Origin of the sequence: Streptomyces mangrovisoli, assembly GCF_000974985.2 — a bacterium.
GTDB classification, from domain to species: Bacteria; Actinomycetota; Actinomycetes; order Streptomycetales; family Streptomycetaceae; genus Streptomyces; species Streptomyces mangrovisoli.
The window spans coordinates 13,715-37,022 of record NZ_LAVA02000119.1; the positions used below are offsets into that span (position 1 = coordinate 13,715).

The 23,308-nt window shown below is 70.8% G+C and carries 24 protein-coding genes and 1 tRNA gene; 10 read left to right on the forward strand and 15 right to left on the reverse strand.

Annotation, left to right across the window (positions count from 1 at the left end; translation table 11 throughout):
- Window positions 1-29 precede the first annotated feature (29 nt).
- Entirely contained in the window at window positions 30-740 is a 711-nt protein-coding gene (locus WN71_RS36315; protein ID WP_079178389.1) for a helix-turn-helix transcriptional regulator, read from the forward strand.
- A gap of 92 nt (window positions 741-832) precedes the next feature.
- Here WN71_RS36315 and WN71_RS36320 read toward each other — a convergent pair whose 3' ends face one another.
- Together WN71_RS36320 and WN71_RS36325 are read right to left on the reverse strand one after the other, a co-directional pair.
- A complete protein-coding gene (locus WN71_RS36320) occupies window positions 833-1,162 on the reverse strand; it encodes a hypothetical protein (RefSeq protein WP_046591767.1) in 330 nt (109 codons plus the stop codon).
- 21 nt (window positions 1,163-1,183) lie between these two features.
- Window positions 1,184-2,875, reverse strand: coding sequence for a sodium:solute symporter family protein (locus WN71_RS36325; RefSeq protein WP_046591766.1), 1,692 nt, complete (start codon window positions 2,873-2,875; stop codon window positions 1,184-1,186).
- 137 nt (window positions 2,876-3,012) lie between these two features.
- Here WN71_RS36325 and galT point away from each other — a divergent pair, with 137 nt between their 5' ends.
- The 3 genes from galT to galK are packed head-to-tail and all read left to right on the forward strand — an operon-like array spanning window position 3,013 to window position 6,187.
- A complete protein-coding gene (galT, locus tag WN71_RS36330) occupies window positions 3,013-4,083 on the forward strand; it encodes a galactose-1-phosphate uridylyltransferase (RefSeq protein WP_046591765.1) in 1,071 nt (356 codons plus the stop codon).
- Complete coding sequence (gene galE, locus WN71_RS36335) at window positions 4,073-5,038, forward strand: UDP-glucose 4-epimerase GalE (RefSeq protein WP_046591764.1); 966 nt, start codon at window positions 4,073-4,075, stop codon at window positions 5,036-5,038. Before galT ends, galE begins: the two co-directional genes overlap by 11 nt.
- 3 nt (window positions 5,039-5,041) lie before the next feature.
- Window positions 5,042-6,187, forward strand: coding sequence for a galactokinase (gene galK / locus WN71_RS36340; RefSeq protein WP_046591763.1), 1,146 nt, complete (start codon window positions 5,042-5,044; stop codon window positions 6,185-6,187).
- 71 nt (window positions 6,188-6,258) lie between these two features.
- Here the strand turns inward: galK and WN71_RS36345 are convergent, their stop codons facing one another.
- Window positions 6,259-6,702 carry a GNAT family N-acetyltransferase gene (locus WN71_RS36345; protein ID WP_046591762.1) on the reverse strand — a complete coding sequence of 148 codons (444 nt, stop codon included), beginning with the start codon at window positions 6,700-6,702 and terminating at the stop codon, window positions 6,259-6,261.
- Between the two features lie 275 nt (window positions 6,703-6,977).
- Here WN71_RS36345 and WN71_RS36350 point away from each other — a divergent pair, with 275 nt between their 5' ends.
- On the forward strand, window positions 6,978-7,745 hold the full coding sequence (locus WN71_RS36350; RefSeq protein ID WP_046591761.1) for a LuxR C-terminal-related transcriptional regulator: 768 nt from the start codon (window positions 6,978-6,980) through the stop codon (window positions 7,743-7,745).
- Here the strand turns inward: WN71_RS36350 and tamR are convergent.
- Window positions 7,704-8,201 carry a MarR family transcriptional regulator TamR gene (gene tamR / locus WN71_RS36355; protein ID WP_046591760.1) on the reverse strand — a complete coding sequence of 166 codons (498 nt, stop codon included), beginning with the start codon at window positions 8,199-8,201 and terminating at the stop codon, window positions 7,704-7,706. The two genes, WN71_RS36350 and tamR, sit on opposite strands and share 42 nt — an antisense overlap.
- A 134-nt stretch (window positions 8,202-8,335) precedes the next feature.
- Here tamR and WN71_RS36360 point away from each other — a divergent pair, with 134 nt between their 5' ends.
- The 3 genes from WN71_RS36360 to WN71_RS36370 all read left to right on the forward strand — a co-directional run bounded on the left by WN71_RS36360 (window position 8,336) and on the right by WN71_RS36370 (window position 9,761).
- Window positions 8,336-9,154: a trans-aconitate 2-methyltransferase gene (locus tag WN71_RS36360; RefSeq protein WP_046591759.1), complete on the forward strand. Its 819-nt coding sequence runs from the start codon at window positions 8,336-8,338 to the stop codon at window positions 9,152-9,154.
- Window positions 9,151-9,513, forward strand: coding sequence for a VOC family protein (locus tag WN71_RS36365; RefSeq protein ID WP_046591758.1), 363 nt, complete (start codon window positions 9,151-9,153; stop codon window positions 9,511-9,513). Before WN71_RS36360 ends, WN71_RS36365 begins: the two co-directional genes overlap by 4 nt.
- Before the next feature lie 74 nt (window positions 9,514-9,587).
- The gene (locus WN71_RS36370; protein WP_071369925.1) at window positions 9,588-9,761 is read left to right on the forward strand and encodes a CsbD family protein; all 174 of its coding nucleotides are present in this window, start codon (window positions 9,588-9,590) and stop codon (window positions 9,759-9,761) included.
- 267 nt (window positions 9,762-10,028) lie between these two features.
- On the opposite strand, the gene WN71_RS36375 is transcribed toward WN71_RS36370, so the two are convergent.
- Both WN71_RS36375 and WN71_RS36380 read right to left on the reverse strand, forming a co-directional pair.
- The gene (locus WN71_RS36375; protein ID WP_046591757.1) at window positions 10,029-10,703 is read right to left on the reverse strand and encodes a TetR/AcrR family transcriptional regulator; all 675 of its coding nucleotides are present in this window, start codon (window positions 10,701-10,703) and stop codon (window positions 10,029-10,031) included.
- Complete coding sequence (locus WN71_RS36380) at window positions 10,700-11,710, reverse strand: acyl-CoA desaturase (protein WP_046591756.1); 1,011 nt, start codon at window positions 11,708-11,710, stop codon at window positions 10,700-10,702. Before WN71_RS36380 ends, WN71_RS36375 begins: the two co-directional genes overlap by 4 nt.
- A gap of 309 nt (window positions 11,711-12,019) precedes the next feature.
- On the opposite strand from WN71_RS36380, the gene ppc reads away from it, so the two are divergent.
- Window positions 12,020-14,752: a phosphoenolpyruvate carboxylase gene (gene ppc, locus WN71_RS36385; protein ID WP_046591755.1), complete on the forward strand. Its 2,733-nt coding sequence runs from the start codon at window positions 12,020-12,022 to the stop codon at window positions 14,750-14,752.
- Window positions 14,753-14,852: 100 nt separating this feature from the next.
- On the opposite strand, the gene WN71_RS36390 is transcribed toward ppc, so the two are convergent.
- From WN71_RS36390 to WN71_RS36415, 7 genes are all read right to left on the reverse strand, one after another.
- A complete protein-coding gene (locus tag WN71_RS36390) occupies window positions 14,853-15,362 on the reverse strand; it encodes a hypothetical protein (protein ID WP_046591754.1) in 510 nt (169 codons plus the stop codon).
- 52 nt (window positions 15,363-15,414) lie between these two features.
- Window positions 15,415-16,011: an aminoacyl-tRNA hydrolase gene (pth, locus tag WN71_RS36395; RefSeq protein WP_046591753.1), complete on the reverse strand. Its 597-nt coding sequence runs from the start codon at window positions 16,009-16,011 to the stop codon at window positions 15,415-15,417.
- 107 nt (window positions 16,012-16,118) lie between these two features.
- Window positions 16,119-16,718, reverse strand: coding sequence for a 50S ribosomal protein L25/general stress protein Ctc (locus tag WN71_RS36400; RefSeq protein ID WP_046591752.1), 600 nt, complete (start codon window positions 16,716-16,718; stop codon window positions 16,119-16,121).
- 218 nt (window positions 16,719-16,936) lie between these two features.
- On the reverse strand, window positions 16,937-17,917 hold the full coding sequence (locus tag WN71_RS36405; RefSeq protein ID WP_046591751.1) for a ribose-phosphate diphosphokinase: 981 nt from the start codon (window positions 17,915-17,917) through the stop codon (window positions 16,937-16,939).
- Between the two features lie 87 nt (window positions 17,918-18,004).
- Window positions 18,005-19,453: a bifunctional UDP-N-acetylglucosamine diphosphorylase/glucosamine-1-phosphate N-acetyltransferase GlmU gene (gene glmU / locus WN71_RS36410; RefSeq protein ID WP_079178390.1), complete on the reverse strand. Its 1,449-nt coding sequence runs from the start codon at window positions 19,451-19,453 to the stop codon at window positions 18,005-18,007.
- A gap of 115 nt (window positions 19,454-19,568) precedes the next feature.
- Window positions 19,569-19,639: transfer RNA gene (locus WN71_RS42110), tRNA-Gln, on the reverse strand.
- Between the two features lie 6 nt (window positions 19,640-19,645).
- A complete protein-coding gene (locus WN71_RS36415; RefSeq protein ID WP_046591749.1) occupies window positions 19,646-20,521 on the reverse strand; it encodes a hypothetical protein in 876 nt (291 codons plus the stop codon).
- Between the two features lie 166 nt (window positions 20,522-20,687).
- Between WN71_RS36415 and WN71_RS36420 the strand changes: the two genes are divergently transcribed.
- Window positions 20,688-22,007: a sensor histidine kinase gene (locus WN71_RS36420; protein WP_046591748.1), complete on the forward strand. Its 1,320-nt coding sequence runs from the start codon at window positions 20,688-20,690 to the stop codon at window positions 22,005-22,007.
- 34 nt (window positions 22,008-22,041) lie between these two features.
- Here the strand turns inward: WN71_RS36420 and WN71_RS36425 are convergent, their stop codons facing one another.
- Together WN71_RS36425 and WN71_RS36430 are read right to left on the reverse strand one after the other, a co-directional pair.
- Window positions 22,042-22,536: an SUKH-3 domain-containing protein gene (locus tag WN71_RS36425; RefSeq protein WP_046591747.1), complete on the reverse strand. Its 495-nt coding sequence runs from the start codon at window positions 22,534-22,536 to the stop codon at window positions 22,042-22,044.
- 93 nt (window positions 22,537-22,629) lie between these two features.
- Entirely contained in the window at window positions 22,630-23,217 is a 588-nt protein-coding gene (locus tag WN71_RS36430; protein WP_046591746.1) for a YwqJ-related putative deaminase, read from the reverse strand.
- Window positions 23,218-23,308: the final 91 nt, after the last annotated feature.

A 23,308-nucleotide genomic window follows, 5' to 3' on the forward strand; every position in this document is an offset into this window, starting at 1 on the left:
GCATCCATTGGGGGGACTGGGGGGTCTCTATGGGAGTGCGGCTCATGGTGGTCGACGATCACCGACTGCTCGCCGAGGCGCTGGCCTCCGCGCTGAAGCTGCGCGGGCACCGGGTGCTCGCGGCGGCGGCGCCCGCCGCGGGCGCCGCCGAGCTGGTGATCACGCGCGCCCCCGAGGTGTGCCTGCTGGGTACGGCGACACCCGCCGAGCCGGGCATGTTCGACCCGGTGGTGCGGATCAAGCGGGAGCGTCCTCAGGTGGCGGTGCTGGTCCTGGGGCCGGTGCCGTCGCCACGCGGGATCGCCGCCGCCTTCGCCGCGGGCGCCTCGGGCTACGTACGCCACGACGAGCGCATCGAGGGCGTGGAACGGGCCATCATGAAGGCGCGGGCGGGCGAGGCCGCCGTCGCCCCGCAGCTGCTCCAGGGCGCCTTCAGCGAACTGCTCAACCCGGCCGCCCAGCCCGACGACGAGGGCCAGCGGCTGCTCCAGATGCTCACCCCGCGGGAGATCGAGGTCCTCGTGCGGGTCGCCGACGGGGAGGACACCCGGCTGATCGCGGCCGGCATGGGGATCGCGCCCAGCACGGCCCGTACGCATGTGCAGCGGGTGCTGATGAAGCTGGGCGTGGGCTCCCGTCTCGAGGCGGCCGCGCTGGCCGCCCGCACCGGCCTGCTGGACCGGGCGGGCCCGGTGCCGGGCCCGTCGGCCCCGCTCAACGGAACGGGACCTCAGGCGTAGAGCCGTCAGTCGTCAGTCGTCAGCTGCCAGCCGTCACCCGGCGTCCGGCGTCATCCCGGCGTCCGCGGTCGGCGTCCGCCGTCCGACGGTCCTCAGCCGTCACCCGGCTCCGCGTGCTCCCGCTCGCCCGGCGATCCGTCCTCGGGCAGCGGCGGCGGGGTCGGGCGCAGCTTCAGCCAGGACAGGAAGAACAGGCCGAGCAGCAGCATCCCGATGCCGGTCCACAGGTTGATGTTGACGCCCTGCGCCTTGTCGATCTCGGCGTCGGACGCGGTGATCCCGGCGATCGTGACGATGACGCCGTAGAGCACGAACAGGCCGCCGATGATGCGGCGCAGGTCGAAGATGCGCGCGGCGGTCGCCGACCTGCCCTCCAGCTCGGTGACCTCGCGCCGGACGCTCTCCTCGGAGTAGTCGGACATGGTCCCTCCATCCTTGCGCGGTCAGATCGAGAAGGGGAGGTAGCAGGCGGCGGCCAGGATCACCGCGCCCCATCCCAGCAGGGCCGGACTGCGGTACCAGGCGTCGTCCCCGGCCGCCGGCGGCTCGGACATGCCGGGGGACGTGGTGCCGTGGACGAGGCCCTGGAGGTCGCGTTCGGGCTTCGGCGCGGTGAAGAGCGACACGATCACCATGACGACGGCGCCCGCGACGAAGCCCGCGATCGCCGAGACGAAGTTGGCGCCCTGGTCGGTGGGGACGGCGACGATGTCCCGCTTGTACAGCACGAAGTAGTTGACCATCGCGGTCACGGTGCCCGCGAGCAGCCCCCAGAAGCCCGACCTCGCGGACGCCCGCCTCCAGAACATGCCGACGATGAAGACCACGAACATCGGCACGTTGAAGAAGGAGAACAGCGTCTGGAGGTAGCTCATGATGTTGGAGAACGACGAGGCGAGGAAGGCCGTGCCGATCGACGCGAGCACCCCGACGGCCGTGATGAGGCGGCCGAAGCGCACGTAGTAGGCGTCCTCGCGGCCCCGGACGACGTACTTGGCCCAGATGTCGGTGGTGAAGACCGTGTTGAAGGACGACACGTTGGCCGCCATGCCGGCCATGAACGCCGCCAGCAGGCCGGTCACCGCGATGCCGAGGACGCCGTTGGGCAGCAGTTCCTGCATCAGGTACGGGATCGCGTCGTTGTACTGGAGGTCCGAGCCGGCGGTGCCGATCCCCGGCACGAGCGCCGCCGCGACCAGGCCGGGGATCATCACCAGGAAGACGATGAAGATCTTCGGGTAGGCCGCGATCAGCGGAGTGCGCCGGGCGGCGGAGAGGTTCTTCGCCGACAGGGCGCGCTGCACCTCGGCGAAGTTGGTCGTCCAGTAGCCGAAGGACAGCACGAAGCCCAGACCGAGCACGATGGTCAGCCAGTTGGCGCCGAGCGGGTTGGCGCTGCCGATGCCGGTGCCGCCCCACGCGGTGACGAAGTCGTCCCCGTGGCGCGCGGTGAGCCTGTCGGTCAGCCCGCCCCAGCCGCCGGCCTTCCTCAGGCCGAGCACGGACAGCGGGATGAGCGCGGCCAGGATCACGAAGAACTGGAGCACCTCGTTGTAGATCGCGGAGGAGAGGCCGCCGAGGGTGATGTAGGCGAGCACGAAGAAGCCCGCGACGACGATGGCCACCCACTGCGGCCAGCCGAGCAGCGCCTCGACGACGATCGCGAGGGCGTAGAGGTTCACCCCGGCGATGAGGATCGCGGCGAGGGCGAACAGGATCGAACTCAGCAGGTGCGCCGCCCGGTCGAAGCGCAGCAGCAGCATCTCGGGGACCGAGCGGACCTTGCTGCCGTAGTAGAACGGCATCATCACGAGGCCCAGGAAGACCATGGCGGGGATGGCGCCGATCCAGTACCAGTGCACGGTGTAGGCGCCGTACTGGGCGCTGTTGGCGGCCATGCCGAGGATCTCGGTGGCGGCGAGGTTGGCCGAGACGAACGCGAGGCCGGTGATCCACGCCGGGAGCGAGCGTCCGGACAGGAAGAAGTCCAGACTCGTCCGCACCGATCTGCGGGCGGCGAACCCGATGCCGAGGACGACGACGAAATAGATGGCGAGAATCGTGTAGTCGAGTCCGTTCGTGGGGAGTCGGAGCTCCGTCGCGAGCTCGGTGCGGGCATATGTGGGGGTTTGCACCCGGCAATTCAACACGGCGGGTGAAGCCCTTTGTTTGATTGCGACGAGGGCTGTTGTGGTGAGTTGTGTTTTGGTATGTTCGTTTCTGTTGGAAGGGTGAGGAGCCCGGTACGCATGGCTGTTAGGGAGAGACCGCGGTGAAGAAGACCTCGACCCGGCTGGCCGACGGTCGTGAGCTGATCTACTACGACCTGCGGGACGACGCCGTGCGCGAAGCGGTGGACCTGCGTCCCCTGGAGCGGACGCAGACCACCGCCGAGATCCGCCGCGACCCGCTGCTCGGCGACTCGGTCGCGATCGCCTCGCACCGGCAGGGCCGCACCTACCACCCGCCGGCCGACGAGTGCCCGCTCTGCCCCTCGCGGGACGGCCGGCTCAGCGAGATCCCCGACTCGTCCTACGACGTCGTGGTGTTCGAGAACCGCTTCCCCTCCCTGGCCGGCGACTCGGGCCGCTGCGAGGTCGTCTGCTTCACCTCCGACCACGACGCCTCCTTCGGCAGCCTGTCGCACGAACAGGCCCGGCTCGTCCTCGACGCCTGGACCGACCGCACCTCGGAGCTCTCCCATCTCCCCGCCGTCGAGCAGGTGTTCTGCTTCGAGAACCGGGGCCCGGAGATCGGGGTGACGCTCGGTCACCCGCACGGCCAGATCTACGCCTATCCCTTCACCACCCCTCGCACCGCGCTCATGCTGCGCTCCCTCGCGGCCCACAAGGAGGCCACCGGCGGGGAGAACCTCTTCGACGCCGTACTCGAACGCGAACTCGCCGAAGGGCGGGTCGTCCTTGAGGGTGAACACTGGGTGGCCTTCGTGCCGTACGCGGCGCACTGGCCCTACGAGGTCCACCTGTACCCGCGCCGCCGGGTGCCGGATCTGCTCGCCCTCGACGAGGAGGCGCGCTCAGAGTTTCCCCAGGTTTATCTGGAACTCTTGAAGCGCTTCGACCGGATCTTCGGCGAAGGTGAGCCCCCCACGCCCTATATCGCGGCCTGGCACCAGGCCCCGTTCGGCGCGCTGGCGGAGTTCGACGGTGTCAGCCGCGACGACTTCGCGCTCCACCTCGAGCTTTTCACCATTCGCCGCACTTCCGGCAAGCTGAAGTTTCTCGCGGGTTCCGAGTCCGGCATGAGTGTGTTCATCAACGACGTGCCGCCGGAGCGCGCGGCCGAGCGACTGCGAGAGGTAGCAAGCGAACATGAGCGGTAAGTACCTGGTCACCGGTGGCGCGGGCTATGTCGGCAGCGTGGTGGCCCAGCATCTGCTGGAGGCCGGCCACGAGGTGACGGTCCTCGACAACCTCACCACGGGCTTCCGCGAGGGCGTCCCCGAGGGCGCCGACTTCATCGAGGGCGACATCCGCGACGCCGCCAAGTGGCTCGACCCCTCCTACGACGCCGTCCTGCACTTCGCCGCGTTCTCCCAGGTCGGGGAGTCCGTGGTGAAGCCCGAGAAGTACTGGGAGAACAACGTCGGCGGCTCCATGGCGCTGCTCGGCGCGATGCGCGAGCGGGGCGTGCGCAAGCTGGTGTTCTCCTCCACCGCCGCCACCTACGGCGAGCCCGAGCAGGTCCCGATCGTCGAGACCGCCCCGGCCCGCCCGACCAACCCCTACGGCGCCTCCAAGCTCGCCGTCGACCACATGATCACCGGCGAGGCGATCGCCCACGGCCTGGCCGCGGTGTCCCTGCGCTACTTCAACGTGGCGGGCGCCTACGGCTCCTGCGGCGAGCGGCACGACCCCGAGTCGCACCTGATCCCGCTCGTCCTCCAGGTCGCCCAGGGCCGCCGCGATGTGATCTCCGTCTTCGGCGACGACTACCCGACGCCCGACGGCACCTGCGTGCGCGACTACATCCACGTGGCCGACCTCGCCGAGGCGCACCTGCTGGCGCTGCGCGCCGCGACCCCCGGCGAGCACCTGATCTGCAACCTCGGCAACGGCAACGGCTTCTCGGTCCGCGAGGTCATCGAGACGGTCCGGCAGGTCACCGGCCACCCGATCCCCGAGATCCTCGCGCCGCGCCGCGGCGGCGACCCGGCGGTCCTGGTCGCCTCGGCGGACACCGCGCGCGAGCGGCTCGGCTGGAATCCGACCCGCGCGGACCTCGCGGGAATCGTCGCGGACGCCTGGGAGTTCGCGCAGAGTGTGGCGAAGGGATGATCTGTGGGCGTACGTGAGGACTTCGGGGCTCTCTACGGCGAGGCCCCCGACGGTGTGTGGGCCGCGCCGGGCCGGGTCAACCTGATCGGCGAACACACCGACTACAACGACGGCTTCGTGATGCCGTTCGCGCTGCCGCACCGGGCGACCGCGGCGGTGTCCCGGCGCACGGACGGGGTGCTGCGTCTGCACTCCGCCGACATGGCGGGCGGCGTCGTGGAACTGGCCCTGGACGCCCTCGAACCCGAGAGCGACCGCACCTGGACGGCCTACCCGGCCGGCGTGGTCTGGGCACTGCGCGAGGCGGGCCACGCCGTGACCGGCGCGGACATCCACCTCTCCTCGACGGTCCCGACGGGCGCCGGGCTGTCCTCGTCCGCCGCGCTGGAGGTCGTCGTCGCCCTGGCCCTCGACGAGCTGTACGGCCTCGGCCTGCCGCGCGCGCAGCTGGCCCGTCTGTGCCAGCGCGCCGAGAACGCCTACGTGGGCGCGCCCACCGGCATCATGGACCAGACCGCGTCGGCCTGCTGCGAGCAGGGCCACGCGCTGTTCCTCGACACCCGCGACCTCTCGCACCGCCAGATCCCCTTCGACCTGGCGGCCGAGGGCCTGCGCCTGCTTGTCGTGGACACCCAGGTCAAGCACGCCCACAGCGGCGGCGAGTACGGCAAGCGCCGGGCCGGCTGCGAGAAGGGCGCGGCCCTGCTCGGCGTCGACGCGCTGCGCGACGTCCCGCACGACACGCTGGACGCGGACCTGGCCCGGCTCGGCGACGACGAGGAGGTCGTCCGCCTGGTCCGCCACGTCGTCACCGAGAACCACCGGGTCGAACGGGTCGTGGACCTGCTGCGCGCCGGGGAGACCCGCGCGATCGGGCCGGTCCTCACCGAGGGCCACGCCTCCCTGCGCGACGACTTCCGCGTCTCCTGCCCGGAACTGGACCTGACCGTGGAGACCGCGAACGCGGCGGGCGCCCTGGGCGCGCGGATGACCGGCGGCGGCTTCGGCGGCTCGGCGATCGTCCTGGCGGAGGCCACCGACACGGACACGATCACCAAGGCGGTCGGGGAAGCCTTCACCGCGGCCGGGTACACCGCCCCACGCGTCTTCGAGGCGGTGCCCTCGGCGGGAGCCCAGCGCCTGTCCTGACGACCCTGCTCCTGCCCCTGCTGCTCCCTGCCTCTGCCCCCTGCGACGCGGGAGGCAGGGGCGGGGAGCGCTCAGGGGAGTTGCTTGGTCATCAGGTACTCCGTCAGGCCCGGTGGGTAGTCGGGGATCACGCAGGCCACCTCGTAGCCCTGCTTGCGGTAGAAGTCCGGGGCCTGGAAGTCCCAGGTCTCCAGGCGTACGGCCGCGCACGCGCGCTCCTCGCGGGCGATCCGCTCCGCCTCGGCGAGCAGCCGCGAGCCGAGGCCGGTGCCCCGGTGGCGGTCGTCCACCCAGAGGTAGGTCACGTGCAGCCACGCCGTCCAGGTGTGGCCGACCAGCCCGCCCGCCAGCGCGCCGGCGTCGTCGGACGCCCACACGTGCAGCGGCACTTCACGCTCGGCCGGGGTGCCGCGCAGCGCGCGCAGCACCGGGGAGGCCGCGGTGTTCGTGTCGAGCAGGCGGGAGCGGAGCAGATCCCGCCGCTCTCTGTCGACTTCTGCCTCGATACGAAACATGCGCCACACCCTAAACGGGCCGGGCGGTCAGTTCTGTGAATTGCCTTCCGCTCCTGGCCCCCGGCCGTACCCTGATGAGCAGCACCGGTGGGGGCCGGTGCCGATCAGGGGGCGAGACAGTCGGGTACGACGCCCGATGTGGGGGTAGAAGCAATGCCTGCGCGGCGGCGGCCGTGCGGCTGCGGCGTCCCCTGGGCGTCGTACCCGCGGCAGTCGTCGTTTCCCGGACGATGGGGTTTCCCCTGCTCCTGTCGGAGCCTGGGGAAGGGGGTTTCATGGTTCGCATCCGAGTCCTGGTCGTCGACGACCATCGCATCTTCGCCGAGTCGCTCGCCGCGGCACTGGCCGCGGAGCCGGACGTCGACGTCTCCGCCGCGGGCAGCGGTCCCGCCGCGGTGCGCTGCCTGGAGCGCGCGGCCGCCGAGGGCCGCCGCTTCGACGTGCTGCTCGTCGACGCCGACCTGGGCGGCGGGGTGCCGGGCGTACGGCCCGCCGTGCCCGTCCAGGAGGTCGGCGAGGACGGCCTCGTCGACGGGATCTCGCTGGTCGCGGGGGTGCGCTCGGCGCAGCCCGGGGTGCGGACGGTGGTGCTCGCCGAGAAGGACGACCCCCGGCGCGCGGCGCTCGCGCTCCAGGCCGGCGCCTCCGGGTGGGTCGCCAAGGACTGCTCGCTGTCGCGGCTGCTCACCGTCATCCGGGGGGTGCTGCGCGACGAGACGCATCTGCCGCCCGCCCTGCTCACCGGGGTGCTGCGCGAGCTGACCGCGGCCCGCAAGCACCGCACCGAGAGCGAGCGGCTGGTGGAGTCGCTGACCCCGCGCGAGCGCGAGGTGCTGCGCTGCATGGTGGCCGGGCTCGGCCGCAAGGCCGTCGCCGAGCGGCTGTTCCTCTCCCCGCACACCGTGCGCACCCACATGCAGAACGTCCTCGGCAAGCTCGGCGTGCACTCCACCCTCGCCGCCGTCGCGCTCGCCCGGCGGGCCGGGGTCGGGCCGGTGGACCTAGCCGGGGATGTTGTCGAACGGGGCGGTCAGCTGGCGTAGCAGCCCGGCCAGTTCACCGCGCTGCGCCCGGGACAGCTCGGCCAGCAGCGCGCGTTCCTGCTCCAGCAGCCCGGCGAGCGACTGGTCGGCGCGGTCGCGGCCCTCGTCGGTGAGCCGGACCAGCACCCCGCGCCGGTCGCTGGGGTCGGGCAGGCGCTCGACCAGGCCCTTCTTCGCCAGCCGGTCGATGCGGTTGGTCATGGTGCCCGAGGTGACCAGGGTCTGCGTCAGCAACTGCCCGGGGGAGAGCTGGTAGGGCGCGCCCGCGCGCCGCAGCGCGGTCAGCACGTCGAACTCCCAGGGCTCCAGGCTGTGCTCGGAGAAGGCCAGCCGGCGCGCACGGTCCAGATGCCGGGCGAGCCTGCTCACCCGGCTGAGCACCTCGAGCGGTTCCACGTCGAGGTCGGGGCGCTCCCTGCGCCACGCCGCGACCAGCCGATCGACCTCGTCCTCCATGACGATCAGTGTAGTGGTTGTGTCGATGTGAAGTCTCTTGAGGCCGAACCTCGCGACTGTAAATATCTTGATATCGAGCTTCTTCTCGACAAGGTCTCTTGACGTCGAGATAAATGCGGGGGAAGACTGAGGCCATGACCTCGCCGACCTGGGACCCCGCCCAGTACCTTCGTCATGCCGGCCACCGGGCCCGCCCCTTCGCCGACCTGCTCGCCCGCGTCCCCGACCTGCCCGGCGACCCGCCCCGCGTCGCCGACCTCGGCTGCGGCCCCGGCAATGTCACCGCCGTCCTCGCCGAGCGCTGGCCGGCCGCGCACATCACCGGCTACGACAACTCGCCCGCCATGCTCGACCAGGCGCTCACCGAGTTCGCGGGCCCGACCCCGGGCGGCGGCAGCCTGCACTTCGCCCACGCCGACCTGCGCGGCTGGACACCGCCCGAGCCGTACGGCCTGATCGTCTCCAACGCCGCCCTCCAGTGGGTCGACGGCCACCTGGACGCCTTCCCCGCCTGGCTGGACGCGCTCACGCCCGGCGGCACCTTCGCCTTCCAGGTGCCCGACAACATCGACGCGCCCCTGCACGCCCTCATGCGCGAACTCGCCGCCACCCCCCGCTGGAAGGGCCTGCTCGGCGACGTACTGCGCCACGAGACGTCCGTGCACACCCCCGGCGTCTACCTGGACCGGCTGGCCCGGCTCGGCTGCGAGGCCGACGTCTGGCAGACGACGTACCAGCACATCCTGACCGGCCAGGACCCCGTCCTCGACTGGGTCAAGGGCACCGGCCTGCGCCCGGTCCTCACCGTGCTCGGCGGCGACCCCGAGGCCCGCGACGCGTTCCTCGCCGCCTACCGCGACCTGCTGCGCGAGGCCTACCCGGCCACGCCCTACGGCACCGTGCTGCCCTTCCGCCGGCTGTTCGCCGTCGCCCGCAAGGGAGGCCGGCGATGATCGCCGCCGTGGACCATGTGCAGCTGGCCGCGCCGCCCGGCAGCGAGGACCTGCTGCGGGCCTTCTACGTCGACGTGCTCGGCATGACCGAGGTCGCCAAGCCCCCGGTGCTCGCCGCCCGCGGCGGCTGCTGGTTCCGGGCCGGGGCCGCGCACCTGCACCTCGGGATCGAGGAGGACTTCCGGCCGTCCGCCAAGGCCCACCCCGGGCTGCGCGTCACCGGCATCGAGGAGTACGCCGCCCGGCTCACGGCCCGCGGCGCGACCCCGGCCTGGGACGGCGACCTGCCCGGACACCGGCGCTTCTACTGCCTCGACCCGGTCGGCAACCGGCTGGAGTTCCTCGAACCCGAGAAGTGAGGGGTTTGCCCCGGCCCGTCCCGGTAACCCGCAGAAGTGACCACCGAAGTCCGAGCGACCTGGAGTGATTCACTGTGGCTCATGACCAGAAGGCCAAGGCCAAGGCGGAACAGGCCAAGGGCAAGGTCAAGGAAGCGGCCGGGCGCGCCGTGGGCAACGAGCGCATGACGGCCGAGGGCCGGGCCGACCAGGCAAAGGGCGACGCCCGCCAGGCCAAGGAGAAGGTGAAGGACGTCTTCAAGGACTGACGCGCCCGCGCAGGCTCGGGGACGAAGACCTGCGCAGCCTCGGGGGCGGACCCGCGCAGGCTCGGGGACAGAGAACTGCGCGGGCGCGGGGCCCGGAACCCCGCAGCCCCGGGGCAGATGACAGGAGTCCCGCACCCACCGCGGAAGCGGCAGGTGCGGGACTCCTCGTCGTCCCCTGCCGGGCGGGGCTCCTCGTCGTCCGTCGCCGGACGGGACTCCTCGTCGTCCCCTGCCGGGCGGGGCTCCGCCCGGGCTCCGGGCCCCGCCTCAGCTCTTGCGATGCCCTATCAGCCGCGGCTTCGCCTCCAGGCCGTCCAGGCCGTGCCACGCCAGGTTCACCAGATGCGCCGCGACCTCGGCCTTCTTCGGGCGGCGCACGTCCAGCCACCACTGGCCGGTCAGCGCGACCATGCCGACCAGCGCCTGGGCGTACAGCGGCGCCAGCTTCGGGTCGAAACCGCGGCTCTTGAACTCGCGCCCCAGGATGTCCTCCACCTGGGTGGCGATGTCCGAGATCAGCGAGGCGAACGACCCCGTCGACTGCGGGATGGGCGAGTCACGGACCAGGATGCGGAAACCGTCCGTGTACTCCTCGATGTAGTCCAGCAGCGCGAAGGCCGCCTGCTCGCACAGCTCCCGGGGATGCCCCGCCGTCAGCGAGCCGGTCACCATGTCGAGCAGCCGGCGCATCTCCCGGTCCACCACGACGGCGTACAGGCCCTCCTTGCCGCCGAAGTGCTCGTAGACCACCGGCTTGGACACCCCGGCCTTCGCCGCGATCTCCTCCACCGACGTGCCCTCGAAGCCCTTCGCGGCGAACAGCGTCCGACCGATCTCCAACAGCTGCTGACGGCGCTCGGCACCGGTCATCCGGGTGCGGCGCGCACGCCGCGGCTTGTCGGGGCTCGGGGTGCTTGAGTCGGTCGCCACGGCGTCAATCATGCCGCGTCGGCCGTCTCCGTCCGGCGCCGGGCGCCGTCTTCACCGGTGTTGCGGCGGGAATCGATACGCGAGCGTGACGGCCAGCGCACGTCGTACGCCCAGCCGAGCATCTCGCACCAGCGGATGATGCGGGCCGAGGAGTCCACCTGCCCGCGCTCCACACCGTGCCGCGCGGAAGTCGGATCGGCGTGGTGCAGGTTGTGCCAGGACTCGCCACACGACAGCACCGCCAGCCACCACACGTTGCCCGAACGGTCCCGCGACCTGAACGGCCGCTTGCCGACGGCGTGACAGATCGAGTTGATCGACCACGTCACATGGTGCAGCAACGCCACCCGGACGAGGGACCCCCAGAAGAACGCGGTGAACGCCCCCCACCACGACATCGTGACCAGCCCGCCGATCAGCGGCGGCAGCGCCAGCGACAACGCCGTCCACAGCACGAACTGACGGGAGATCGCCCGGATGACCGGGTCCTTGACCAGGTCCGGCGCGTACTTCTCCTGCGGCGTCTGCTCCTCGTCGAACATCCACGCGATGTGGGCCCACCACAGGCCCTTCAACAGCGCGGGCACCGTCTCGCCGAACCGCCAGGGCGAGTGGGGGTCACCCTCCGCGTCGGAGAACTTGTGGTGCCTGCGGTGGTCGGCGACCCAGCGCACCAGCGGCCCCTCCACCGCCAGCGAACCCGCGATCGCCAGCGCGATCCGCAGCGGCCGTTTGGCCTTGAACGAACCATGGGTGAAATAGCGGTGGAAACCGATCGTGATGCCATGACAGCCCAGGAAATAGAAGAACACCAGCAGACCGAGGTCCAGCCAGCTCACTCCCCAGCCCCACGCCAGCGGCACCGCGGCCAGCAGCGCGAGGAACGGAACGATGATGAAGAGAAGAAGGGTGATCTGCTCGACGGAGCGCTTCTGCTCGCCGCCCAGAGTGGCGCGGGGCAGGGGAGCGCCGTCGGTCGCCCGCGGTTCGTCGGCGATCACATCGGAGCTCGTGGTCATGGGGCGTCCCCTGTGGGGTCGAGGGTGGAGGCAGATACCGCGGTCGGCGGGATCGCACCGAACGGACACAGGCCGGGTGACCCGTTCCTACGGTTCCGTAACCTACGGCGACGTAAGTATGGCAGTGCGTCGCCTCGCGGCAAGGGCCCGAGAGCCTGCGCGTCCGCGCGGACACCTATCCTTGGAGTCGGTCGGACAGCGCGGTCCGCTCTGTTACTTCCCGGATGTCCGTCCCCTAAGCGGCACCCGCCGCGGCCCGGACGCCCGGTTCCCTCCAGACGAGCTTCACCACTGCAAGGAGCCGCACCTGTGAGCAGTGCCGACGACCAGACCACGACGACCAGCACCGAGCTGCGCGCCGACATCCGGCGACTGGGCGACCTTCTCGGCGAGACCCTCGTCCGCCAGGAGGGCCCCGAACTGCTCGAACTCGTCGAGAAGGTCCGCCGCCTCACCCGCGAGGACGGCGAGGCCGCCGCCGAGCTGCTGCGAGGCACCGAACTCGAGACCGCCGCCAAGCTGGTCCGCGCCTTCTCCACCTACTTCCACCTGGCCAACGTCACCGAGCAGGTGCACCGCGGCCGCGAACTGCGGGCCCGGCGCGCCGCCGAGGGCGGACTCCTCGCCCGCACCGCCGACCGGCTCAAGGACGCCGACCCCGAGCACGTACGCCAGACGGTCGAACACCTCAACGTCCGCCCCGTCTTCACGGCCCACCCCACCGAGGCCGCGCGCCGCTCCGTCCTCAACAAGCTCCGGCGCATCGCAGCGCTCCTGGAGACCCCCGTCATCGAGTCCGACCGCCGGCGCCACGACACCCGGCTGGCCGAGAACATCGACCTCGTCTGGCAGACCGACGAGCTCCGCGTGGTCCGCCCGGAACCCGCCGACGAGGCCCGCAACGCCATCTACTACCTCGACGAACTGCACGCCGGCGCCGTCGGCGACGTCCTGGAGGACCTCACCGCCGAACTCGAACGGGTCGGCGTGCGCATCCCCGACGCCACCCGCCCCCTCACCTTCGGCACCTGGATCGGCGGCGACCGCGACGGCAACCCCAACGTCACCCCGCAGGTCACCTGGGACGTGCTGATCCTCCAGCACGAACACGGCATCAACGACGCCCTCGACACCATCGACGAACTGCGCGGACTGCTGTCCAACTCCATCCGCTACGCCGGCGCCACCGAGGAACTCCTCGAATCCCTGCGCGCCGACCTCGACGTGCTGCCCGGCATCAGCCCCCGCTACAAGCGGCTCAACGCCGAGGAGCCCTACCGGCTCAAGGCCACCTGCATCCGGCAGAAGCTCGTCAACACCAAGCAGCGCCTGGCCACCGGCACCCCCCACGAGCCCCGAGCCGACTACCTCGGCACCGCCGAACTCCTCGCCGACCTGCGCCTCATCCAGAACTCGCTGCGCGAACACCGCGGCGGCCTGTTCGCCGACGGGCGCCTGGACCGCACCATCCGCACCCTCGCCGCGTTCGGCCTCCAGCTCGCCACCATGGACGTACGCGAACACGCCGACGCCCACCACCACGCCCTCGGCCAGCTCTTCGACCGGCTCGGCGAGGAGTCCTGGCGCTACACCGACATGCCCCGCGACTACCGCGCCAAGCTGCTCGCCAAGGAGCTCCGCTCGCGCCGGCCCCTCGCCGGCACCCCGGCCCCGCTGGACGCCGCCGGCGAGAAGACCCTCGGCGTCTTCCTCACCGTCAAGAAGGCCCTGGAGGTCTTCGGCCCCGAGGTCATCGAGTCGTACATCATCTCCATGTGCCAGGGCGCCGACGACGTCTTCGCCGCCGCCGTCCTCGCCCGCGAGGCCGGCCTGCTCGACCTGCACGGCGGCTGGGCCCGGATCGGCATCGTGCCGCTCCTGGAGACCACCGACGAGCTCAAGGCCGCCGACACCATCCTCGAGGAGATGCTCTCCGACCCGTCCTACCGCCGCCTCGTGGCACTGCGCGGCGACGTCCAGGAGGTCATGCTCGGCTACTCCGACTCCTCCAAGTTCGGCGGCATCACCACCTCCCAGTGGGAGATCCACCGCGCCCAGCGCCGGCTGCGCGACGTCGCCCACCGCTACGGCGTCCGGCTGCGCCTCTTCCACGGCCGCGGCGGCACCGTCGGCCGCGGCGGCGGCCCCTCGCACGACGCGATCCTCGCCCAGCCCTGGGGCACCCTGGAGGGCGAGATCAAGGTCACCGAGCAGGGCGAGGTCATCTCCGACAAGTACCTCGTGCCCTCCCTCGCCCGGGAGAACCTGGAACTGACCGTCGCCGCGACGCTCCAGGCGTCCGCCCTGCACACCGCGCCCCGCCAGTCCGACGAGGCGCTCGCCCGCTGGGACGCGGCGATGGACGTCGTCTCCGACGCCGCCCACTCCGCCTACCGCAGGCTCGTCGAGGACCCCGACCTGCCGACGTACTTCCTCGCCTCCACGCCGGTCGACCAGCTGGCCGACCTGCACCTCGGCTCGCGGCCCTCCCGCCGCCCCGGCTCGGGCGTCTCGCTCGACGGACTGCGCGCCATCCCCTGGGTCTTCGGCTGGACCCAGTCCCGGCAGATCGTGCCCGGCTGGTTCGGCGTCGGCTCCGGCCTCAAGGCGCTGCGCGAGGCGGGCCTCGACACCGTGCTCGACGAGATGCACGAGCACTGGCACTTCTTCCGCAACTTCATCTCCAACGTCGAGATGACGCTCGCCAAGACCGACCTGCGGATCGCCCAGCACTACGTCGACACCCTGGTCCCGGACGAGCTCAAGCACGTCTTCGACGCCATCCGCGCCGAACACGACCTCACCGTGCGCGAGGTCCTGCGGGTCACCGGGGAGAGCGAACTCCTCGACGCGCAGCCGGTGCTGAAGCAGACGTTCAGCATCCGCGACGCCTACCTGGACCCGATCTCCTACCTCCAGGTGGCCCTGCTCAAGCGGCAGCGCGACGCGGCCGCCGCGGGCGAGGAGCCCGACCCGCTGCTCGCCCGCGCCCTCCTGCTCACTGTCAACGGCGTGGCGGCGGGCCTGCGCAACACCGGCTGACCGGACACGGCGACACGACGCGCGGGTGCCCCGAGCAGGCGGGGGCGCCCGCACGCGGCGTTCGGGGGGAGAGAGATCAGGCGGGAGAGGCGCGGCGCGGTCAGTCGACGAGGGCGAAGGCCGCCGTCAGCAGGGCCACGCCCGAGCCGCACAGCGCCCACGCGATCCGGGTCCGGCGCAGGCCGCCCGCGACGACCAGCGAGGCCAGCAGCAGCGCACCGCCCAGCGGCACCCACGCGTACAGGACGCCGGCCGCACCCGAGCGGACCACCTGGTCGCTGTCCGGCTTCACGATCACGGTGTACGTACGCCCCTTGCGCACCGCGACACCCTTGTCGATCACGACCTGCCTGCGGGCCGTCGACCCCGCCGTCATCGGCGTGTACGGGCCGGTGCAGGTGTCCTCGGCGCACGCCGTGACCGCGAGCGTGCCCTGCTCGCGCCCCTTGGTGAGCATCACGTACTGGGCGGTGCCCCAGGACCCCCACACCCCGGCGACCAGGATCAGCACCGCGATCGCGCCCATCGCCGCGGCACGGCCGAACCGCAGCGCGGGGTGGACGCCCGGACGGGACCCGGCGGAGGCAGCAGCAGGCATGGCCGGGATCATTGGCCATGCCTTGGCGCCCGGTCAACTCGGCCGGGGTCCGACGGGCGACAAGTCAGGAGTTGTACGCGCTTTGCGCCCGCTCCAGGCCCTCCGTCACCAGACACTCCACCGCGTCCGCGGCCCGGTCGACGAAGTAGTCGAGCTCCTTGCGCTCGCCCGACGAGAAGTCCTTGAGCACGAAGTCCGCGACCTGCATCCGGCCCGGCGGCCGCCCGATCCCGAAGCGCACCCGGTGATAGTCGGGGCCCATCGCCTTCGTGATCGACTTCAGGCCGTTGTGCCCGTTGTCCCCGCCGCCGAGCTTCACCCGCAGCGTGCCGTAGTCGATGTCCAGCTCGTCGTGGACGGCCACGACCTGCGCGGCGGACACCTTGTAGAAGTCGCGCAGCGCGTTCACCGGCCCGCCGGAGAGATTCATGTACGACATCGGCTTTGCGAGGATCACGCGGCGGTTCGCGGGGCCCGGCGGGCCGATGCGGCCCTCCACCACCTGGGCCTGCGCCTTGCCCGCCCGCTTGAACTTCCCGCCGATCCGCTCGGCGAGCAGATCGGCCACCATGAAGCCCACGTTGTGCCGGTTCATCGCGTACTCCGGGCCCGGGTTGCCGAGCCCGACGACGAGCCAGGGGCCCTCTGCCGGTGTGGTCACGTCCTTGTCTCCTTGATACGGCACCAGCCGCCGCCCCCGGGAAGGAGGCGGCGGCTGGTGCGCGGACTGGCCGGCCGCCGACGGCGGCCGTGGGGCCGTACCGAGGATCACGCCTCGGCGACGGCCTCCTCGCCCTCGGACTCCTCGCCCTCGGGGGCCTCCTCGGCCTGCGCGGCCAGGACCTGCAGGACGACCGCGTCGTCCTCGACGGCCAGGGTCACGCCGGACGGCAGGGCGATGTCCTTGGCGAGGACCGAGGCACCGGCCTCGAGGCCCTCGACGGAGACGGTGAAGCCCTCGGGGATGTGGGTGGCCTCGGCCTCGACCGGCAGCGCGTTCAGGACGTGCTCGAGCAGGTTGCCGCCCGGGGCCAGCTCGCCCTCGGCGTGCACGGGGATCTCGACCGTGACCTTCTCGCCACGCTTGACCAGCAGCAGGTCGACGTGCTCCAGGTGACCGCGCACCGCGTCGCGCTGCACGGACTTCGGGATCGCCAGCTCGTTGGCCTTGCCGTCGATGTCCAGGGAGATCAGGACGTTCGGCGTACGCAGCGCGAGCAGCAGGTCGTGGCCCGGGAGGGTCAGGTGCTTCGGGTCCGTGCCGTGGCCGTAGAGGACGACCGGCACCTTGTGCGCGCGGCGGATGCGGCGGGCGGCACCCTTGCCGAACTCGGTGCGGGTCTCGGCGGCGAGCTTCACCTCGGACATGTTCACTCCTCGTAGATACGTGGGAATCGGATGGGTCACCCGGCCACGAACGGCCTGCTACGAAGAGCGCGTCGATAACGGACAACCGGTTCCGCGCAAACGGAAACGGCCTCCCTCGCCGAGCAACTTCAGCAGTCTACTCGGAGAGGGAGGCCGTCCCCAAAAGGATCAAGCGCGAGCGGTCCTGCGACCGCTCACGAGCGGAGGTTGCAGAAACCTCACTGCTCGTCGAAGAGGCTGGTCACCGAACCATCCTCGAAGACCTCACGCACCGCGCTCGCGATCGTCGGCGCGATCGACAGCACCGTGATCTTGTCCAGACCCTGACCCAGCTCCGCCGGCGTCGGCAGCGTGTTCGTGAACACGAACTCGCTCACCCGCGAATTCTTCAGCCGGTCCGCCGCCGGACCCGACAGCACACCGTGCGTCGCCGTCACGATGACGTCCTCCGCACCGTGCGCGAACAGCGCGTCCGCCGCCGCGCAGATCGTGCCACCGGTGTCGATCATGTCGTCCACCAGCACACAGACCCGGCCCTTGACCTCACCCACGACCTCGTGGACGGTCACCTGGTTCGCCACGTCCTTGTCACGCCGCTTGTGCACGATCGCCAGCGGCGCGCCCAGACGGTCGCACCAGCGGTCCGCCACCCGCACCCGGCCCGCGTCCGGCGACACGACCGTCAGCTTGTCGCTGTGCACCTTGCCGCCCACGTAGTCCGCCAGCAGCGGCAGCGCGAACAGGTGGTCCACCGGACCGTCGAAGAAGCCCTGGATCTGATCCGTGTGCAGATCCACCGTCAGAATCCGGTCCGCACCCGCCGTCTTCATCAGATCGGCGACCAGACGGGCCGAGATCGGTTCACGTCCACGGTGCTTCTTGTCCTGCCGCGCGTAACCGTAGAACGGCACGATCACGGTGATGGAGCGAGCCGACGCACGCTTCAGCGCGTCGATCATGATCAGCTGCTCCATGATCCACTTGTTGATCGGAGCCGTGTGGCTCTGGATCAGGAAGCAGTCCGCGCCACGCGCCGACTCCTGGTAACGGACGTAGATCTCGCCGTTCGCGAAGTCGAAGGCCTTCGTCGGGACAACCCCGACACCCAGCTCGTGGGCGACCTCCTCGGCAAGCTCGGGGTGGGCGCGGCCGGAGAAGAACATCATCTTCTTCTCGCCGGTCGTCTTGATCCCGGTCACAGCACAGTCTCCTCAGAGGGTGTCTCAGCTGGGTGCATCTATCACGGTACGCCCACTTGGGCGCACTCGTTTTCCCGGGGGTTCCGGTCAGTCCTGGCCCTCGCGACGCCCGTCCGCCGCCTCGGCGGCCTGCGCCGCCGCGCTGCCCGGACGCTTGCGCGCCACCCAGCCCTCGATATTGCGCTGCTGGCCGCGGGCCACCGCCAGCGAACCGGGCGGAACGTCCTTCGTGATCACGGAGCCCGCCGCGGTGTACGCACCGTCCCCGACCGTGACAGGCGCCACAAACATATTGTCCGACCCGGTACGGCAGTGCGACCCGACCGTCGTGTGGTGCTTGTCCTGACCGTCGTAGTTCACGAACACACTCGCCGCACCGATGTTCGAGTACTCGCCGATCGTCGCGTCACCCACATACGACAGATGCGGGATCTTCGTCCCCTCACCGACCGTGGCGTTCTTCGTCTCGACATACGTGCCGATCTTCGACTTCAGCCCCAGCCGCGTACCCGGCCGCAGATACGCGAACGGCCCCACACTCGCCTGCGGCCCCACATGCGCGCTCACCGCGACCGTGTTGTCCACCCGCGCACCCGCGTCCACCCGCGTGTCCGTCAGCCGCGTGTTCGGACCCACCTCCGCGCCCTCACCGATGTGCGTGACACCGTGCAGCTGCGTACCCGGGTGAATCAGCGCATCCCGCTCGAACGTGACCGTCACATCGACCCACGTCGACGCCGGATCCACCACCGTCACGCCGTCCATCATCGCCGCCGTCAACAGACGGTCGTTGAGAATCCGACGCGCCTCGGCGAGCTGCACACGGTTGTTGATGCCGGCGATCTCCCGGTGGTCCGCCGCCACCGACGCACCCACCCGGTGCCCCGCCTCACGCAGGATCCCGAGCACGTCCGTCAGGTACTCCTCACCCTGACTGTTGTCCGTCCGCACCTTCTTCAACGCGTCCGCCAACAACGGCCCGTCGAACGCGAACACACCGGAATTGATCTCCCGGATCGCCCGCTGCTCCTCGGTCGCGTCCTTGTGCTCCACGATCTCCGTCACCGCACCCGACGCCCCGTCACGCACGATACGGCCGTAGCCCGTCGCGTCCGGGACCTCCGCCGTCAGCACGGTCACCGCGTTGCCGTCGCCGCGATGCGTGTCCGCGAGCGCCCGCAGGGTCGCACCGGTCAGCAGCGGAGTGTCACCGCAGACCACCACCACGGTGCCGTCCACGTCACCGCCGAGCTGCTCCAGGCCGATGCGCACCGCGTGGCCCGTGCCGTTCTGCTCCTCCTGCACGGCCGTACGCGCCTCGGGGTCCGCCTCGGCGAGGTGCGCGCGCACCTGCTCCCTGCCGTGCCCGACGACGACGACCAGGTTCTCCGGGTCCAACTCGCGGGCTGCGGCGAGCACGTGGCCCACCAGGGAGCGGCCGCACAGCTCGTGCAGGACCTTGGGTGTGGCCGACTTCATACGGGTGCCCTCACCCGCTGCGAGAACGACGACGGCTGCCGGGCGCATGGAGCTCACGGGGTTGCCCTTCGGCTGGTGGTGCGGGGACGGACTACCGCAGAATACCGGGGCGTTTTGTGCGGGACATGCGAGTGGGCCCTGACAGTGCTGTCGGGGCCCACTCACGTCCGCGCTCCCGGGGAAGGATTCGAACCTCCATATGTGACACCAAAAGACACCGTCCTGCCCTTAGACGACCCGGGATCGCCTTTATGTCCGGTTCGATAGATCGCCCGGACGGACAGCCCCTACTATGCCGTACCACCAGCCCTCGATGCGACGGTATAGCTCGGCTCCGTCCCGCACGTCGACGCGCAGACATCCGTGATAGGCCTCGCCGGTGTTCTTCCGATTGGTGCTGGGCCTGTGTTTCTTCAGGGTCGTCTTCAGGAGTTCGGTGGGCTCGATGCCGACGTGTGACGCCCAGAACTGCTCGGCGGCCGCCACGTTCGCGGTCTCGTGGATGTGTACGGCGAACCTGAGCTTTTCTGGTTCCACCTGGAGCAGCCTCAGCCAGGCCAGGAAGACCGTCACCATGTCCGGGTCGCTGTTCACGAACGTCACGCGTTCCCTGCGGCTGTAGGACTTGCTCTTCGCTCCCTCGGCCCAGTACAGGCCCACGCCGAGCAGGAAGAGTTCGCGTTCACTCAGCCGCTCCACTTCGGCCATCGCGCATTGTTTCGTGCGCTGACGCTCTTCTTCGCGCAGCCGCATCTTGGCTTCCCAGCCCCGCTTCGCGATCGCCGAGGACTCCTCGCGGGTGCGCGTTTGCTTTGCGGGCTTCGGCAGGTCCCGTACCCACAGTGAGATCGAGCTCTTGGAGCAGCCCAGCTCCGCCTGGATCCGGTCGTACGTCCAGCCCTGGAGCCGTAGCTCCCGCGCCCGTTCCCGCATGTCGTCCTTCGCTCGTGGGCGCTTCGTCCACTCCGGGGGTGGTTCCCCCTTCACCAGGCGGTTGAGGAGGTCGTTGTTGAAGACCTTCAGCTCGTCGCAGATCTGGCGGCGGCTCTTGCCCGCCCGGCGCAGTGCGAGTGCCTGTTCGCGGAGGTTCTCGTAGTCGGCGTACCTGTCGTGGGGATGTGCCATGGGCATATCGTTCGAGCGGAATTGTGGCTTCCGGGGTCGAACGGGAGTGATTCACCAGTTCGAGGGATTTCGAAAGGTTTCGGGGCTGTTCCGTGGGGGTGTGGGGCCTGTACAGGGCGGTGAAACTCACCGGAAAAGACACACCCGGCGCCCGTAGGCTGGACGCATGACCACGACGGGGGAAGCCCGCTCCACGGCCCGGCACGGCCCGTGGTGGTGGGACAGGTGGCGCAGTGCGGCGCTGGACGGGAGTCTGGCGCTGGTGTCCGCGGTGGAGTGTGCCGCGGAGGGTGTTCCGTTCGCTCGGGACGCGGGGATTCCGCTCGCGGCGGGGGTCGTCTTCGGTGTGGTGGCGGGCTCGGTCCTGCTGGTGCGCCGTAAGTGGCCGATCGCCGTGGTGCTCGTGTCGATCGCGATCACGCCGGCCCAGATGGGCTTTCTGATGGGCATCGTCGGGCTGTACACGCTGGCGGCGGCGGAGCTGCCGCGGCGGATCATCGTGGCGCTGGCCGGGATGTCGATGGTCGGCACGATGATCGTGACGTTCGTGCGGGCCCGGCAGGACATCGCGAGCGGTACGTGGACGCTGGGGGACTGGTTCGTCCCGTTCGCGTCGATCACGACGTCGCTGGGGCTGACCGCTCCGCCGGTGCTGCTGGGGTTGTACGTCGGTGCGCGGCGGCGGTTGATGGAGAGTCTGCGGGAGCGTGCGGATTCGCTGGAGCGTGAGTTGCAGTTGCTCGCGGAGCGGGCGGAGGAGCGCGCGGAGTGGGCGCGGGGCGAGGAGCGGACGCGGATCGCGCGGGAGATGCACGATGTGGTGGCGCACCGGGTGAGTCTGATGGTGGTGCATGCGGCGGCGCTTCAGGCGGTGGCGCGCAAGGATCCGGACAAGGCGGTGAAGAACGCGGCGCTGGTCGGGGACATGGGGCGGCAGGCGCTGACGGAGCTGCGGGAGATGTTGGGTGTGCTGCGCAGCGGGAGCGGTGTTCTGGGGGACAAGGGTGTGCGGCCGGGTGAGATGCCGGCGATTCCGTTGGCGGCGGTGGGTGCGGCGGCGGCCGCGGCGGCGGATTCGGCTCGTGAGGACGGTCCGGATCTGGGGGAGCTGGACGAGTTGGTGGGGCAGTCCGCGGCGGCGGGGATGACGGTGGCGCTGTCGGTCGAGGGGGTGGCGCGGTCGTACGCGCGGGAGATCGAGCAGACGGCGTACCGGGTGGTGCAGGAGGCGTTGACGAACGTGCACAAGCACGCGGCGGGCGCGAAGACGTATGTGCGGCTGGCGCATCGGGTGTCGGAGATCGCGATGCAGGTGGAGAACGAGCCGCCGCCTGAGCCTGCGTCGGCGTCCGCGGTCCGTCTGCCGTCGGGTGGGAACGGTCTGGTGGGGATGCGGGAGCGGGTGCTGGCTCTGGGCGGGGTGTTCGTGTCGGGGCCGACGGATGCGGGTGGGTTCCGGGTGTCGGCGGTGATTCCTTCGCCTTAGGCGGGGCCCTGCGTGTGTGGGGGCGTGGGGGGTGTCAGCCTGTGGTGAGGCGGACGGGTTCGATGCCGGAGACGAGGGTGGCGAGGGCTTGGTCGATGTCGGGGCCGAGGTACCAGTCGCCGGTGTGGTCGAGGGTGTAGACGCGTCCTTCGGCGTCGATGGCGAGGAGGGCCTGGGTGTCGGTCTCGGCGCCGAGGGGGCAGACCTCGGTGTCGAGTGCGTCGCCGAGGTCGCCGAGGGTGCGGGCGAGGTGGAGGCCGTGCAGGGGGTCGAGGTGGAGGGTGGTGGGGGCGATCTGGCGGCCGGTTCCGCCGGGTTCGAGGTGGAGTCCGCCGAACTCGGCCCATGCCTCGACGGCCGCGGGGAAGACGGTGTGCCGGTGTCCGGCGGGTGTGGTGTGGTCGCGCAGGGTGTCGGCCCAGTATTCGGCCTGCTTTATGTCCCATCGGCCGGGTTGCCAGCCGGCGGCGCGCAGGGTGGCGTCGACGGGTACGGGGAAGCGGGTCGTGGAGGTGCGGTCGGTGTGCATCTGCCCTTCGTTCGTCGTGCGTGCGTGCGTGCGGGTGCGGGTGCGGGTGCGGGTGCGGGTGCGTGCGAGTGGGTGCGGGTGGGGGTGTGGGGGTCAGTCGTCGCTCGTGGCGGGGTCGACGATGCGTACGCCGAAGTGGTCGCTGAGCGCGGTGCAGGCGCGGCACGGGGTGGCGAAGCTGCCGTGCAGGGGGTCGCCGTCCTCGCGGATGCGGCGGGTGGTGAGTTTGGCCTGGCGCAGGAGTCTGCGGGCCTCGCCGCTGGTCATGGGTTTGCGGGCGGCGCGTTTGCTGCGGGCGGCGTCGGCTGCGGCTATGTGGCGTGAGATGAGGATGGTCTCGGCGCAGCGGCCGGTGAACCGGTCGCGTTGGCCGCTGGTGAGGGTGTCCAGGAAGTCCTGGACGAGGGGGTGCAGGGAGGGTGCCTGGTCGCCGCGGGCGGCGGTGCCGGTGAGGGTGGCGCCGCGTACGGAGAGGGCGGCGGCGACGGTGGGCAGGATGCCGTCCCTGCGGTGTTGGAGGACGGGTGCGTCCGGTGTGTCGTCGGCGCTCCAGCCGACGCGCGGGTCGCCGGCTCCGGGGGCTGTCCGGTCGCCGGGTGTGGCTGGTCGTGAGACGCCGAAGAAGCCGTCCCGTAGCGGCTGCTGACCTCCCGTTCGGGTTCCGGTCTCTGTCGCGCTCATGATCGTTTTCCCTCCCTGTGCATCCCCCCGGAGGACACAGACTGCCAAATGCCGTGGCCGGTGCGGAAGCTGGGGCGTGAGACACGCCAGC

What these genes read in the sequence shown, in the direction of transcription:
- WN71_RS36315 (WP_079178389.1), top strand. Translation starts at nt 30, where the DNA reads ATGGGAGTGCGGCTCATGGTGGTCGACGATCACCGACTGCTCGCCGAG.
- WN71_RS36320 (WP_046591767.1), bottom strand. Translation starts at nt 1,162, where the DNA reads ATGTCCGACTACTCCGAGGAGAGCGTCCGGCGCGAGGTCACCGAGCTG.
- galE (WP_046591764.1), top strand. Translation starts at nt 4,073, where the DNA reads ATGAGCGGTAAGTACCTGGTCACCGGTGGCGCGGGCTATGTCGGCAGC.
- WN71_RS36345 (WP_046591762.1), bottom strand. Translation starts at nt 6,702, where the DNA reads ATGTTTCGTATCGAGGCAGAAGTCGACAGAGAGCGGCGGGATCTGCTC.
- WN71_RS36350 (WP_046591761.1), top strand. Translation starts at nt 6,978, where the DNA reads ATGGTTCGCATCCGAGTCCTGGTCGTCGACGACCATCGCATCTTCGCC.
- tamR (WP_046591760.1), bottom strand. Translation starts at nt 8,201, where the DNA reads ATGGAGGACGAGGTCGATCGGCTGGTCGCGGCGTGGCGCAGGGAGCGC.
- WN71_RS36360 (WP_046591759.1), top strand. Translation starts at nt 8,336, where the DNA reads ATGACCTCGCCGACCTGGGACCCCGCCCAGTACCTTCGTCATGCCGGC.
- WN71_RS36365 (WP_046591758.1), top strand. Translation starts at nt 9,151, where the DNA reads ATGATCGCCGCCGTGGACCATGTGCAGCTGGCCGCGCCGCCCGGCAGC.
- WN71_RS36375 (WP_046591757.1), bottom strand. Translation starts at nt 10,703, where the DNA reads ATGATTGACGCCGTGGCGACCGACTCAAGCACCCCGAGCCCCGACAAG.
- WN71_RS36380 (WP_046591756.1), bottom strand. Translation starts at nt 11,710, where the DNA reads ATGACCACGAGCTCCGATGTGATCGCCGACGAACCGCGGGCGACCGAC.
- WN71_RS36390 (WP_046591754.1), bottom strand. Translation starts at nt 15,362, where the DNA reads ATGATCCCGGCCATGCCTGCTGCTGCCTCCGCCGGGTCCCGTCCGGGC.
- WN71_RS36400 (WP_046591752.1), bottom strand. Translation starts at nt 16,718, where the DNA reads ATGTCCGAGGTGAAGCTCGCCGCCGAGACCCGCACCGAGTTCGGCAAG.
- WN71_RS36415 (WP_046591749.1), bottom strand. Translation starts at nt 20,521, where the DNA reads ATGGCACATCCCCACGACAGGTACGCCGACTACGAGAACCTCCGCGAA.
- WN71_RS36420 (WP_046591748.1), top strand. Translation starts at nt 20,688, where the DNA reads ATGACCACGACGGGGGAAGCCCGCTCCACGGCCCGGCACGGCCCGTGG.
- WN71_RS36425 (WP_046591747.1), bottom strand. Translation starts at nt 22,536, where the DNA reads ATGCACACCGACCGCACCTCCACGACCCGCTTCCCCGTACCCGTCGAC.
- WN71_RS36430 (WP_046591746.1), bottom strand. Translation starts at nt 23,217, where the DNA reads ATGAGCGCGACAGAGACCGGAACCCGAACGGGAGGTCAGCAGCCGCTA.